The sequence below is a fragment of the Stenotrophomonas sp. CC22-02 genome (assembly GCF_004365115.1).
Taxonomy (GTDB): Bacteria; Pseudomonadota; Gammaproteobacteria; order Xanthomonadales; family Xanthomonadaceae; genus Stenotrophomonas; species Stenotrophomonas forensis.
In genome coordinates this window covers 2,780,016-2,792,281 of the sequence record NZ_SOCO01000001.1, presented here as the reverse complement: position 1 = coordinate 2,792,281, position 12,266 = coordinate 2,780,016, and the positions used below count along the sequence as shown (strand labels likewise).

9 protein-coding genes and 1 riboswitch are annotated in these 12,266 nt (G+C 67.7%); of the genes, 5 read left to right on the top strand and 4 right to left on the bottom strand.

Translation table 11 applies throughout. From position 1 onward, the window contains the following. Positions 1 to 3: 3 nt before the first annotated feature. Positions 4 to 106: riboswitch (glycine riboswitch) on the bottom strand. A 300-nt stretch (positions 107 to 406) separates the two neighbouring features. From N440_RS12905 to N440_RS12895, 3 genes are all read left to right on the top strand, one after another. After that, positions 407 to 1,633 carry a multidrug effflux MFS transporter gene (locus tag N440_RS12905; protein WP_133935317.1) on the top strand — a complete coding sequence of 409 codons (1,227 nt, stop codon included), beginning with the start codon at positions 407 to 409 and terminating at the stop codon, positions 1,631 to 1,633. Positions 1,634 to 1,774: 141 nt separating this feature from the next. Then, complete coding sequence (locus N440_RS12900) at positions 1,775 to 2,671, top strand: siderophore-interacting protein (RefSeq protein ID WP_133935316.1); 897 nt, start codon at positions 1,775 to 1,777, stop codon at positions 2,669 to 2,671. A gap of 82 nt (positions 2,672 to 2,753) precedes the next feature. After that, a complete protein-coding gene (locus tag N440_RS12895) occupies positions 2,754 to 3,146 on the top strand; it encodes a hypothetical protein (RefSeq protein WP_008265644.1) in 393 nt (130 codons plus the stop codon). Between the two features lie 119 nt (positions 3,147 to 3,265). Here N440_RS12895 and N440_RS12890 read toward each other — a convergent pair whose 3' ends face one another. From N440_RS12890 to N440_RS12875, 4 genes are all read right to left on the bottom strand, one after another. Further along, positions 3,266 to 5,230 (bottom strand): M2 family metallopeptidase, encoded by a 1,965-nt coding sequence (locus tag N440_RS12890; protein WP_133935315.1) that lies wholly within the window; start codon positions 5,228 to 5,230, stop codon positions 3,266 to 3,268. A 685-nt stretch (positions 5,231 to 5,915) separates the two neighbouring features. Continuing rightward, complete coding sequence (locus tag N440_RS12885) at positions 5,916 to 7,565, bottom strand: phosphoethanolamine--lipid A transferase (protein WP_133935314.1); 1,650 nt, start codon at positions 7,563 to 7,565, stop codon at positions 5,916 to 5,918. Further along, positions 7,562 to 8,314, bottom strand: a complete 753-nt coding sequence (locus N440_RS12880; RefSeq protein ID WP_133935313.1) for a phosphatase PAP2 family protein — start codon at positions 8,312 to 8,314, stop codon at positions 7,562 to 7,564. Before N440_RS12880 ends, N440_RS12885 begins: the two co-directional genes overlap by 4 nt. A gap of 111 nt (positions 8,315 to 8,425) precedes the next feature. Continuing rightward, on the bottom strand, positions 8,426 to 10,129 hold the full coding sequence (locus N440_RS12875; protein ID WP_133935312.1) for a glycosyltransferase family 39 protein: 1,704 nt from the start codon (positions 10,127 to 10,129) through the stop codon (positions 8,426 to 8,428). A gap of 130 nt (positions 10,130 to 10,259) precedes the next feature. Here N440_RS12875 and N440_RS12870 point away from each other — a divergent pair, with 130 nt between their 5' ends. Both N440_RS12870 and N440_RS12865 read left to right on the top strand, forming a co-directional pair. Continuing rightward, positions 10,260 to 10,973: a response regulator transcription factor gene (locus tag N440_RS12870; RefSeq protein ID WP_133935311.1), complete on the top strand. Its 714-nt coding sequence runs from the start codon at positions 10,260 to 10,262 to the stop codon at positions 10,971 to 10,973. Continuing rightward, positions 10,960 to 12,246, top strand: coding sequence for a HAMP domain-containing sensor histidine kinase (locus N440_RS12865; RefSeq protein ID WP_133935310.1), 1,287 nt, complete (start codon positions 10,960 to 10,962; stop codon positions 12,244 to 12,246). Before N440_RS12870 ends, N440_RS12865 begins: the two co-directional genes overlap by 14 nt. Positions 12,247 to 12,266 lie beyond the last annotated feature (20 nt).

The following is a 12,266-nucleotide window of genomic DNA, read 5'->3' as shown; positions in this document are numbered from 1 at the left end:
GCGGGGCGCCCCTCTGTCCTTTTGCCTGAGAGTTTGGAAGTGCGGCTGGCCGCAGCTTCGTGCCCCTTCGGCGCCGGATCGAACCGGTCTCTCCAGAGTTGTGTTACGGGTGGTATCGGGCCTGAGCGATTACGGGCGTTGCGCCTTCGGCAGCGGTGTTCCGCTTCTCCCACCGTGTTGCCCGCCGATTATAGCCCGTCGCGGGCCCGTGGGCCGCCCCCGGCGGGTGCAGCCGCGCCTGAATGGCCGATGGCCCGTCCGTGCGTTTTGTGCACTGCTGCATGGCATCGGGCGCAATCCCCACCTATGATGGGCGGATACCCGAATTCATCTGGCGCCGTCCCTGCTGCAGGGGGACCGGCGCCCGCCGTGCGTGCCGCGCATGGCCCTGCCGGACGCCTTCCCCATGACCGCCGCTGTTGCTCCTTCCACCCGCCGCATGGCCCTGCTGCTCGCCGGCCTGGCCATGTTCGGTCCGTTCTCGATCGACACTATCTTCCCGGCCTTCCCGCAGCTGGCCCAGCGCCTGGCGGTGGACGAGGTGGCGGTGCAGCAGACCATCAGCGTGTACCTGCTGTTCTACGGCCTGATGAGCCTGGCGCACGGCCCGCTGTCCGATGCCTGGGGCCGCAAGCGGGTGATCCTCGGCGGCCTGGTGGTGTTTGTCGGCGCCTCGGTCGGCTGTGCGCTGTCCACCGACCTGACCACGCTGCTGGCGTTCCGCGCGCTGCAGGGCCTGTCGGCGGGTGTCGGCATGATCGTCGGCCGCGCGGTGATCCGCGACCTCTACCACGGCCATGACGCGCAGCGGCTGATGAGCCAGGTGTCGATGCTGTTCGGCATCGCCCCGGCGATCGCGCCGATCATCGGCGGCTGGATCCTGCTCAGCGGCGCCGGTTGGCCACTGATCTTCTGGTTCCTGGTGGTGTTTGCGCTGGTGCTGCTGGCGGCCACCGCACGCTACCTGCCGGAAACGCATCCGGTCGAGGCAAGGGTGCCATTGTCTCCGCGGGTACTGATGCGCGACTACGTGCGCATCGGCTTCAACCCGCGTTTCCTGCGCCTGGCCCTGGCCGGCAGCATCGGCTTCGGCGGCATCTTCCTGTACATCTCCTCGGCGCCGGTGTTCGTGATGCAGCATCTGCATCTGGGCGAGGGCGGCTTCGCCTGGCTGTTCATCCCGACCATCGGTGGCATGACCACCGGCTCGTTCCTGTCCGGGCGCATGGCCGGGCACACCACGCCCACCCGTCAGGTCGCCATCGGTTTCGCGCTTTGCGCACTGTCGGTACTGCTGAACGTCGGCTACGTGGCACTGGCGCCGCAGTTCGTGCTGCCGTGGGCGGTGCTGCCGATTTTCCTGGGCGGCATGGGCATGGCGCTGATCTTCCCGATCCTGGCGCTGGCGGTGCTGGACATGTACCCGCATCAGCGAGGCCTGGCGTCTTCGCTGCAGGCTTTTGCGCAGCTGATGATCAGCACCGTGGTGGCGGGCGTGGTATCGCCGCTGCTCAGTGCCAGCCCGTTGCACCTGGCACTGGGCCAGGCGGCCTTTTTCGCCGTCGGATTCGTGTTCTGGTACTGGGAACACCAGCGTGAACGCGTGGCGCAGGCAGCCTGCACGGGCCATTGAGCAGCGCGCAGGGGTAGGGCGGGGCGCGGTGCCTGCACCCCTTGCGGCGGAACACCACCGGATTAGGCTGGGGACTCCAGCCAGCCGGTGCAGGGGTGCACGACAGCCAGCCGATCCAATGTCGTTGCATGAGGTTCCCCCATGGCTGCGCAGCAGACCTACCGCCTGTTCGAGGTGGCGCTGAAAGAGCGCCGCGTGCTTTCCCCCTCGCTGGACCGCATGGTGTTCACCGGTGCCGACGTGGCACGGATGAAGACCGAAGGCCCGGACCAGCGGATCAAGGTGTTCTTCCCCTTGCCCGGCCAGGACCTTCCGCAGGTCCCCAGCGGCGAGGACTGGTACCCGCGCTACCGGGCCCTGCCTGACGACCAGCGCCCTCCGATGCGCACCTACACCATCCGCCAGCTGCGCGCTGAGCAGGGCGAGGTCGACGTCGATTTCGTCATCCACGGCGTGACCGGGCCCGCCTCGCGCTGGGCCATGCATGCACGCCCGGGCGACCGTGTGGTGCTGCTGGCTCCGGATGCCGACTGCGCCGACAGCAGCGAAGGCTGGGAATGGAAGCCGCCGGCCGGCGTGGGCCAGGTGCTGCTGGTGGCTGACGAGACCGCGTTGCCGGCCGTGGCCGGCATCCTGGAGGAACTGGCGGGCATGGCCGATCCGCCACGCACGCTGGCCCTGCTGGAAGTCGCCCAGGCCGGTGATGCGGTGCCGTTGACCGCGCCGGCCAGCGCCGAACTGGTCTGGCTGCCGCGCGGGCAGGCGGCCTACGGGCAGCCCCTGCTGCAGGCGGTGCAGGAACGCCTGGCAGCGGCCTCGAGCGTGGCCGCCGGTGATGAGCTGGAAGAGATCGACGTCGATGCGCAGATCCTGTGGGAGCAGGCCGATGCCAGCGTGGCGGGGCCGCTGTACGCCTGGGTGGCGGGCGAGGCGGGGGCCGTGATGGCGATCCGCCGGCATCTGGTCCGCGACTGCGGGCTGGACCGCCGCGCGATCACCTTCATGGGCTACTGGCGGCACGGCAAAGTACTGGACTGATCGTGCGGGATCGAACGTGCGTGAAGTGGCCCGGCGGGCGGGGTGCGCTATCCTTGCGCCCCCCTCGCCGCGGTACCGCACCATGTCCACCAGCTCCAAGACCCGCCGCGACCAGCGTCGTCGCCAGGAAAAGCAGGCCGCCAACAAGGCTGCTGCCCAGGCCTCGCCGGTGGAGCCGCATGCCGAACTGCGCGATGCACAGCGCACCCTGCTGGCCGGGGTCGTGCGCCGCGACGGCGAATGGGTGCTGGGCATGGATGGCCGTATCGCCGGCCACAGCGAGAGCGCTGCGCAGGTGCTGGCGTTGATCATGCAGGCCGGTGAACTGCACGAGCGCAACGGCACGCCGGTGCGCCTGATGTACTCCGATGCGCTGCGCGATGCCGCGCAGGCCGAAGCGAAGGAGAAGGGCCAGACCTTCGAGGAATTCAAGGCCGAGCTGGCCGCAGCGATGGCGGCGAAGAAGAACAGCTGACAGGCATTTCGGTAGCGCCGGCCGCTGGCCGGCTGCCCGTTGGGTCTTCATCGCGTAGTTGCCGGCCAGCGGCCGGCACTACCAGAAAGGGGCGGATCCTCGCGGATCCGCCCCTTCTTTCATTTCGCCGCCGGGGCCGCGTTGGCCTGCCAGCCGCACATCTGGCCTTCGTTCTGCTGCTTCAGCCACTCGTTGACCGGGGTGAAGTACTCGATCATCGGGCCGGCATCGAGCTTGTCGGTGCCGGTCAGTTCCTTCAGCGTGGCCTGCCACGGCTGGCTGGCACCCTTGCTCAGCATCGCCCAGTACTTCTGGCCGGCTTCCTTGTTGCCGTAGAAGGTGCACTCATGCAGCGGGCCCTTGTAGCCAGCCGCATCGCACAGGCCCTTGTAGAACTGGAACTGCAGGATGCGCGCCAGGAAGTAGCGGGTATACGGGGTGTTGCCCGGCACGTGGTACTTTGCGCCCGGGTCGAAGAACTCTTCGCCACGGGTGCTGGCCGGGGCCACGCCCTGGTACTTGGCCTTCAGGTCCCACCACGCCTTGTTGTAGTTGTCGGCGGTGATCGAACCGTCGAACACGCCCCAGCGCCAGCGGTCGATCATCAGCCCGAACGGCAGGAAGGACACGCCCGACAGCGCCATGCGCATCTGGTTGTTGATGACCGCCTCGCGACTCTCGGTCGGCGCATCGACCAGGCCGATCGAGCTGAGGTACTTGGGCGTCATCGCCAGCACGATGGTGTCGCCGATCGCTTCATGGAAGCCATCGTTGGCACCGCCCTGGAACAGCGGCGGCAGCGGGTTGTAGGCCAGGTCGTAATAGATGTGGCCCAGCTCGTGGTAGATGGTGGTGAAGTTCTCTTCGTTCGGCTTGATGCACATCTTGGTGCGCACATCGCCTTCCATGTTCATGTCCCAGGCGCTGGCGTGGCAGACCACGTCGCGGTCATCGGGCTTGATGAACTGGGTCTTTTCCCAGTACGACTGCGGCAGCGAGGGCATGCCCAGCGACACGTAGAAGTCCTGCGCGCGCTCGGTCATCTGCCTGGCGGTACGCAGTTCGGCCTCGCGCTGCGCCTTGTACTGCGCGGCCACGTTGGCATCCTTGCCGGCCTTGGCCAGCGCGGCGCTCAGGTTGCTCTGGTACTGCTTTTCAAGCGCTGCGGTGATGTCCAGGCTGCCGGCACCCGGGTACGGCTCCAGCTGGTCCCACAGGTTCGACCAGTCCTGCTGCCACATGTTGCCCAGCAGGTGCGCGGCAATCAGGCCATTGCCCACTTCGGCCTTGTCCTTGCCGTAGGTCTTGTCCAGCTTGCCGCGCGCGTAGCAGTGCAGCTGCTCGTACATCGGCTTGACCTGTTCCCACAGGCGGTCGGTTTCCGGGCCGATCTGCTCCGGCGGCATGTCGTAGCCGCTGCGCCACATCTGGCCAGCATCGGTGAAGCCCATGCCCTTGGCACCTTCGTTCACCAGGCCGACGAACTTCTGGTAATCGCCGCGCATGCTCTTGGTGGTGCTGTGCCAGCCCTGCCAGGCATCGAGCTGCTTGTCGTAGTCGCGGCTGCGCGCCAGCACCTGCTCCAGTTCGCCCAGCTGGCGACAGGAGTTCGGATCGTTGGCGTCGGTGCAGTACTTGCCGGCCCCGTAGCTGCCTTCCATGCGGGTGGCGATCTGGGTCAGCTCAGCCAGCTTGGCCGGGTCACGCGGCGCCGGCATCGAGGACATCAGCTTCAGCAGGTGGATCGCGCGCTTGCTGTCCTCGCTCATCGGCTTGCCGTCGAACTTGGCGGCCTGCTCGATCCAGCTGTTGAGCTGGGTCAGCGAGCGTTCGTTGGCCTTGGCCGCGATGCGTTCGGAATCGCTGTTGATGTAGGTGGAGGACAGCCACTGCGCCGAGGTCATCTCCGGGTAGGCGGCCTTGAATTCGGCATTGATGCGGGCCACGAACTGGTCGGCGGTTTCGCCGGCCGGTGCGCTGGGGCTGGCGGTCTCGGTGCCGGGCGACGGTTCCTTCTTGCAGGCGACCAGGGCCAGCGTGGCGGCGGCGATCGCCGAGGCCAGCAGGAGATGGCGGTGTTTCACGGGCGGTCCTTGGGTGGTGAACGACGGCCGAAGGCTAGTGGGCAGCCGCTGCCACCGCAAGTGGCGGAAGTCGGTAGGGTTCGGCAGGGCTGCGCCCTGCACCCGCAGAAGCAACGGCAAAGGCCGAAGCAACAGCAGAAGCGGGCTATCCGTGGGATGGCGGGGCGGTGTCGGAGTGCGGGGACGCCGTGAACCCCGCTCCGCGGTCCGGCCCAGCCGCTGGCGGCTGGGCGTTCGGGCGCTTGCGAAGCAGTGCTTCGCAAGCAAAGCGCCCTTACCCATGGGGGCTTGGCAGCCGCATCCATGCGGCTGACACCCCGCATTCCGACACCGCCCCACCTCTGACAGATTCCGTGTGCTGTCGGTAGGTGTCGACCTTGGTCGACACATCTGTCAGATATCGAAAATCAAATTTGAATCAGATCTGCCGTGTCGACCAAGGTCGACACCCACCAGAGCAGACTGCCGTTCCAACAGATCGCGGAAAACTGTCGAAGGCGGGGTGGGTCCGGTGGCGGGAGTGTCCGCGGCATGGATGCCGCGGCCAAGCCCCCAGGGATGGGTTCACGGCGTCTCCCGCCCCCGGACCCACCCCGCCATCCCACGGAATGCACGCTGTTGCTGTTGCTTCGGCCGTTGCGGTTGCCTCTGCAGGTGCAGGGCTGCAAGCCCTGCCGAACAACCCTCACCCTTCGCAGTTGGCGAACACGTCGCGGTCGCGCTCGTACAGCGAGGTCTTCACCTGCATCAGGCCCAGCACCGACGGGAACAGGTTGTCGTGGTCGGCGTACGCCGCCGAACGCTTGCGCACGCACTGCAGGTCCAGTCCACGGCTGCTGGCGAAGCCCGGTGAGAACCACATCGTCATCGGCACGCGGGTCTGCTCGGCCGGGGCGATGGCGTAGGGCACGCCGTGCAGGAACAGGCCCTTCTCGCCCAGCGACTCGCCGTGGTCGGACAGGTAGATCATCGCCGTGTCGTAGTCCTGCAGGCCCTGCAGGGTGCCGATGGTCTTGCTCAGGAAGTGATCGGTGTACAGCACGGCATTGTCGTAGCTGTTGGTGATCTCTTCGCGCGAGCAGCGGCCGATGTCACGGGTGTCGCAGGTCGGGGTGAAGCGGCGGAATGCCGGCGGATAGCGCTCGAAGTAGGCCGGGCCGTGGTTGCCCAGCTGGTGCAGCACCACCACCCGGTCACCGGGCTTGGCGCGCACCTGGGTGGCCAGGTCCTGCAGCAGGATCTCGTCCATGCAGCGGCCATCGGCACACAGCCCCGGCGTGGTCGCGTCGGACAACGACTGGAAGTCCAGGCCTTCGCACACGCCCTTGCAGCCGGACTGGTTGTCACGCCACAGCGGTGCGATGCCGGCACGGTTCAGCACGTGCAGCAGCGACTGGTGCGCGCGGATCTTCTTCTCGTCATAGTCGTGTCGCCCCCATGGCGAGAACAGGCACGGCAGCGAGACTTCGGTGCTGGTACCGCACGAGTGCATGTCCGGGAAGTTGATCACCGGCGCCTGCGCCAGTTCCGGCGTGGTGTTGCGGCCGCCGTTGAGGCCCCAGTTCTGCGCGCGCACGGTCTCGCCCATCACGATCACCAGCAGGCGCGGCTTGCTGGCCGGTGCACGCGGGGTGGCCTTGGCGTCGGTGCCGATCGGCAGCTTCGGCGCGCGCTGCACCGGATTGTCGCCACGCAGTGCACGCGGCATGCCCAGCAGCACGTTGGCCGGCGTGGCGAGATAGCGCACTTCACGCTGGTTGCGCATCAGCGCCGAGACGTCCTGGAACGAGATCAACGCGCCGCCGACCGCGGTCACTGCGGCCACCACCAGGAAGCCGAGGCGCCACAGCAGGCTGCGGCCCCAGCTGCGGCGGCGCAGCTGCACCCGCCACAGCACCACCATCGGCAGCACCGCCAGCAGCAGCACCGGCCACACCAGTGACACCGTCATCAGTTCGCGGCTTTCCTTGGGGTCGGTCGCCAGCACGTTGCGCAGCATGTCCGCATCCAGGTAGATGTGGTAACGGCTCATGTAGTGCGCGGCGAATGCAGTCACCAGCAGCAGCAGGCTGATCACCACCTTGGCATTCCAGCGCCAGACCAGGATGCCGAGCAGTACGCCGTGCGTACCCAGCAGCAACAGCAGCAGCGAAAGGGCGTAGCGCAGGCTGCCCGGATGGCTGGCCATCGCGCTGTGCCAGAACAGGCCGTTGCCGGCCACCGCGAAGAACAGGCTGGTCAGCGCGATCAGTGCTTCGGTGGACAGCTGCGGCCGCCAGCGGAGGAGGCTTGCCAGGGCCGGCAGGCGGGTAGAGCGTTGGACCGATGCGCTCATGCGTTTGCCTCCTGGCGGTATGGACGGTCCAGCTGACGGCGGATCAGGACATACAGGCCCAACGAAAGCAGCCAGCACGTCAAGGCCGTGGCAACGTCATGCGAAAGGAAGTGCGCCCCGCGCAGCTGCTGGCTGATGCCGAACACCAGGCCGCTGCCCAGGCCGATCCACAATCCGGCCCAGCGCCACGACGGCCGCCACAGCAGGGCGAAGAAGTACAGGCAAAGCCAGGCGTAGCCCGCGCTGGCGTGCCCGGCCGGGAAACACGCCTGCGGCGCCATGCCGGCCGGGCGCAGGGTGAACAATCCGATGAAGGGCTGGTGGCCGCCATAGCGCAGCAGGTCCCACGGGCATTCCATCGGTATCAGCGACTTCAGCAGGGAGATCACTCCGGTGCCCAATGCCATGGCAGCAACGACATAAAGCAGCGCCCAGCGCAGGGTCCGGTCACGGCCCTTGCGCCAATGGTGGAAGCACAACAGGATCGCTACCAGCGCTGCTGCCGTGCTCATCCACTTGCCGGCCTTGTGGACGAGCGTGCGGGTGACCCAGGCGTCCTGCAACGCCCAGTGGCCACCCTCAAGGCGGAACAGGTGGTCGGCGACCCACTGATCGCCGCCGAAGCCCATCAGCAGCGTGAACACGGGCAGGCCGATGGCGACAGGCAGCCAGAGGTGAGTTACGGCAAATCTTGACGCCAGCGGCGATGTCGCAAGCGGCGCTACCGAATCAATGGGACGGACGGGCATGCTGGGAAAGGGCGGTTCGGGAATCCGCGGCCATGCTCGTCACCTGGATGTCGGAGAAGGGTCGGACGCTCGTTCGTGCCGGGTTAATGCTTGCCCGGCACGAGCCAACATTCAGTCTTCTTCGGCGGTCGACCCGGCCCGCTCGGCATGGCATTGCGGGTCCCAGGCGGTACCCGGAAGCAGCTGCCAGCGATTGCGGTTTGCCACGCCGATATCGATCACTTTGGCCGGGTCCACGCAGGGGCTCATCGCATCGTCCAGCACCAGCAGCCAGCGCTTGTCCGGCGCCTCGGCCAGCCACGGGCCCGCATCGTGCCACTGCTCGGCCCACGGGCGCTTGAAGCCGAACTCGCGCACCGGGCGGTCGGCCTGCAGCAGGTTCTGTTCACGCCAGGCCACCAGCGCCAGTTCGGCATCCGGGCCGATCCGCGCGCCGACCCGGCGCATCAATGCCGAGGCCGAGGCGTAGGGGTCCAGCGCCGGGATCAGCACCAGCCCGTACAGCATCCACAGCATGCCGTGGGTCAGCAGCACCAGGGTCGCTGCGCGCCGTACCCTCAGCCATACGATCAACGTGGCCAGGGCGATGGCGAAGGTCAGCAGACCGTCGCCGAGCACCGGCAGCAGGGTGTCAGGCATGGCCCGGCGCTCCAGCTGCGCCAAGGCCCACGGATGTTCGGTCATCAGCATCACGCCAAGCACGCCGGTGGCCAGCATCAGCACCACGCTGTAGCCGAACAGGTAGCGGCGCACGCACAGCCGGCGCAGCAGGCCTGGCAGCAGCGGTGCGACGGCCAGTGCCATCGCCGGCAGCATCGGCAGCAGATAGACCTCGCGCTTGCCCGGGCTGGCACTGAAGAACACCAGCACCAGCAGCGCCCAGCCCAGCAGCAGCCACTGCCGGCGGTCGCCACGGCGCAGGCGGCGCCACCACGGCTTGAACAGCAGCGGCAGCAGCAGGCTGCCCGGCAGCCACAGGGTGAGGATCACCTGCAGGTAGTACCAGACGGGCTGGCGGTGATGCCAGGCGTTGGCGTAGCGGGTGCCGGTCTGCTTGAACAACAGCTCATGCGCATAGGCCTGCAGCTCGGCGCTGGGCGCATGCAGCAGGGCCCAGCCCAGCGGTGCCAGCCACACCCCCACGCCCAGCAGGAAGGCCGGGATCAGCCAGAGCAGGCTGGCCGGGCGCGGGCCCTCCACCACATGGCCGCGGCGACGCTGGTACAGCCACCAGCCGAACCAGGGCAGCACCATCAGCAGCGGCAGGAAACCCACGCCCTTGGTCACCGTGCCGACACCGGCGGCGAAACCGGCCAGCCACAGGGCGGGCAGGTTGCGGCGCTCGCACAGGTGGCGCATCAGGCCCCACAGGGCCACCGTGGTCATGCCCACCAGCACCATGTCGATCTGCGCGCGCTTGGCCATCAGGCCGAACTGCAGGGTGCAGAACAACGCAGCCACGGCGTACAGCGAATGACGGGGTGACCACAGGCGCCGCGCCAGGTCCGAGACCAGCCACAGGTTGAGCAGGGCGCCCAGCAGCGAGGGCAGCAGGAACGACCATTGCCAGCTGCCCACCACCTCGTAGGCCGCCGCCTGCAGCCACATGAACACCGGCGGCTTCTCCGCATACAGCTCGACGCCCCGGTGGGGCAGCAGCCATTGCCCGCTCTCGACCATGGTGCGGGCAGCCAGCACGAAGCGGGGCTCGTCCGGTGGCTGCGGCTGGCGCATGCCGATACCGGCCGCCAGCGCGGCAATGATCAGCAGCCACAGCAGGGGCAGGCGCCAACGACGGGGCAGGGCTACGGGCACGGCGGGCTCCGGGAGCAAAACAGCCATTCTGAGGCGGCAGGGGTGGGAAAAGCGTCGGAGGTGGCCAAGGCGACCGCATTCCGACATGGGCAGCGCTACCATGTTACGAACTTCCGTGGATGTTTCGTGCATGCGTCTGTTGGTGATCGAGGACAACCGCCAGCTGGTGGCCAACCTGTTCGACTATTTCGAGTCGCGCGGGCATGTGCTGGACGTGGCCCCGGATGGCATCACCGGCCTGCACCTGGCCGGCAGCCACCCCTACGATGCGGTGATCCTGGACTGGATGCTGCCGCGCATGGAGGGGCCGGAGGTGCTGCGCCGCCTGCGCGCCGAGCACGCCTCGGAAGTACCGGTGATCATGCTGACCGCACGTGACGAGCTGCCGGACAAGATCGCCGGCTTCCGCGCCGGTGCCGACGACTACCTGACCAAGCCGTTCGCCCTTCCCGAGCTGGAGGTGCGGCTGGAGGCGCTGCTGCTGCGTGCGCAGGGCCGCAATCCGCGCAAGCGGCTGCAGGTGGGCGACCTGGTGCTGGACCTGGCCACCCTGGAGGCGCAGCGCGGCAGCCAGGTACTGCATCTGTACCCGGCCTGCCGCAAGCTGCTGGAAGTACTGATGCGTGCCAGCCCCGGTGCGGTCACCCGCCAGCAGCTGGAATTCGCTTTATGGGGTGACGAGCCACCGGATGGAGACCTGTTGCGTTCGCATGTCTACGAACTGCGCCGCAGCGTCGATGGCCCGTTCGCTGACAAGCTGATCCACACCCTGCCGCGGGTCGGCTACCGGCTGGCGGTGACTTCGGCCAACGATCCGGCCAGGGATGACGATGAAGGCGCGTAAGCCGGGACCGCTGTACCGGCGCGTGGTGTGGTGGTTGCTGGGCTACCTGGCGCTGTTGTCGATCGCGGTGTTCAGCGTCGGCAACTACGTGCACGAGCACGCCGAGCATGCGGCCTGGCGCGCGCTGCTCAACTCCGAACTGGACAGCATCGTCGACCATACCGAGCACGAGCCGCATTACCGCTGGCAGGACTCGGACACGCTCAGCCTGTTCCGTTTCGATGAAGGCAACATGCCCGAGAGCGTTCGCACGCTGCACCCGGGGCTGCACGATGGGGTACCGATCAAGGGGCGGCAGACCGCCGTGATGGTGCGCGACACCGGCTCGATGGGGCGGGTGGCGCTGGCGCTGGACATCTCCGACTTCCATGACCTGGAGCAGTTCGCCACGCGCTGGGTGATGCTGGCCGGGGTGATCATGATCTTCGTCACCGTGCTGATGGCTTCGTTCGGCATGGAGCGGATGGTGCGTCCGCTGAGCCTGCTGGCCCAGCATATCGGCGCGCTGCGGCCGGGTGTGCAGGGGCAGCGCATCAACGTGGACCCGCGCGGCAGTTCCGAGCTGCATACCATCGCCGATGCGTTGAACGACTACCTGGACCGCAACGAGCAGTTCGTCGAGCGCGAGCGGGTGTTCATCAGTACCGCCAGCCATGAACTGCGCACGCCGATCGCGGTGATGACCGGCGCCGCGGAACTGGCACTGGAACAACCGGGCCTGCCGGATCGGGCACGCCAGCAGATGCAGCGGGTGCTGCGTACGGCGCAGAACGTGGAACAGCTGATCGAACTGCTGCTGGTGCTGGCGCGTGACCCGGCGCGGTTGGCCGCACGGGCCGAGCGCATCGCGCTGGACCAGCTGCTGCCGGAGATTGTCGACGACCATCGTCACCTGCTGGGTGACAAGGATCTGAGCATTGGCATCCAGGCCGCGCCGGTGGATATCGTTGCGCCGCTGGCGGTGGTGCAGGCGGCGATCGGCAACCTGCTGCGCAACGCCATCGAGAACAGCGGGCGCGGGCACATCGAGCTGCATCTCAGTCCTTCGGCGGTGCTTACCCTGCAGGATCCGGGGCACGGCATGAGCCCGGAAGAGATCGCCGCGATTCATGCGCGCATGGCCCGGGGCGACCGCGCCGACCGCGGTGGAGGCATCGGCCTGGACCTGATCGCGCGTCTGTGCGAGCACCTGGGATGGACCCTGCGGCTGCAACCCTGCGAAGCGCGTGGTACGCGCGCCACCCTGGATTTCAGCGCATCGCGCCCGAGCTGATCGGGCTGTCGTGGTGGATG

What these genes read in the sequence shown, in the direction of transcription:
- N440_RS12905 (WP_133935317.1), top strand. Translation starts at nt 407, where the DNA reads ATGACCGCCGCTGTTGCTCCTTCCACCCGCCGCATGGCCCTGCTGCTC.
- N440_RS12865 (WP_133935310.1), top strand. Translation starts at nt 10,960, where the DNA reads ATGAAGGCGCGTAAGCCGGGACCGCTGTACCGGCGCGTGGTGTGGTGG.
- N440_RS12880 (WP_133935313.1), bottom strand. Translation starts at nt 8,314, where the DNA reads ATGCCCGTCCGTCCCATTGATTCGGTAGCGCCGCTTGCGACATCGCCG.
- N440_RS12895 (WP_008265644.1), top strand. Translation starts at nt 2,754, where the DNA reads ATGTCCACCAGCTCCAAGACCCGCCGCGACCAGCGTCGTCGCCAGGAA.
- N440_RS12885 (WP_133935314.1), bottom strand. Translation starts at nt 7,565, where the DNA reads ATGAGCGCATCGGTCCAACGCTCTACCCGCCTGCCGGCCCTGGCAAGC.
- N440_RS12870 (WP_133935311.1), top strand. Translation starts at nt 10,260, where the DNA reads ATGCGTCTGTTGGTGATCGAGGACAACCGCCAGCTGGTGGCCAACCTG.
- N440_RS12900 (WP_133935316.1), top strand. Translation starts at nt 1,775, where the DNA reads ATGGCTGCGCAGCAGACCTACCGCCTGTTCGAGGTGGCGCTGAAAGAG.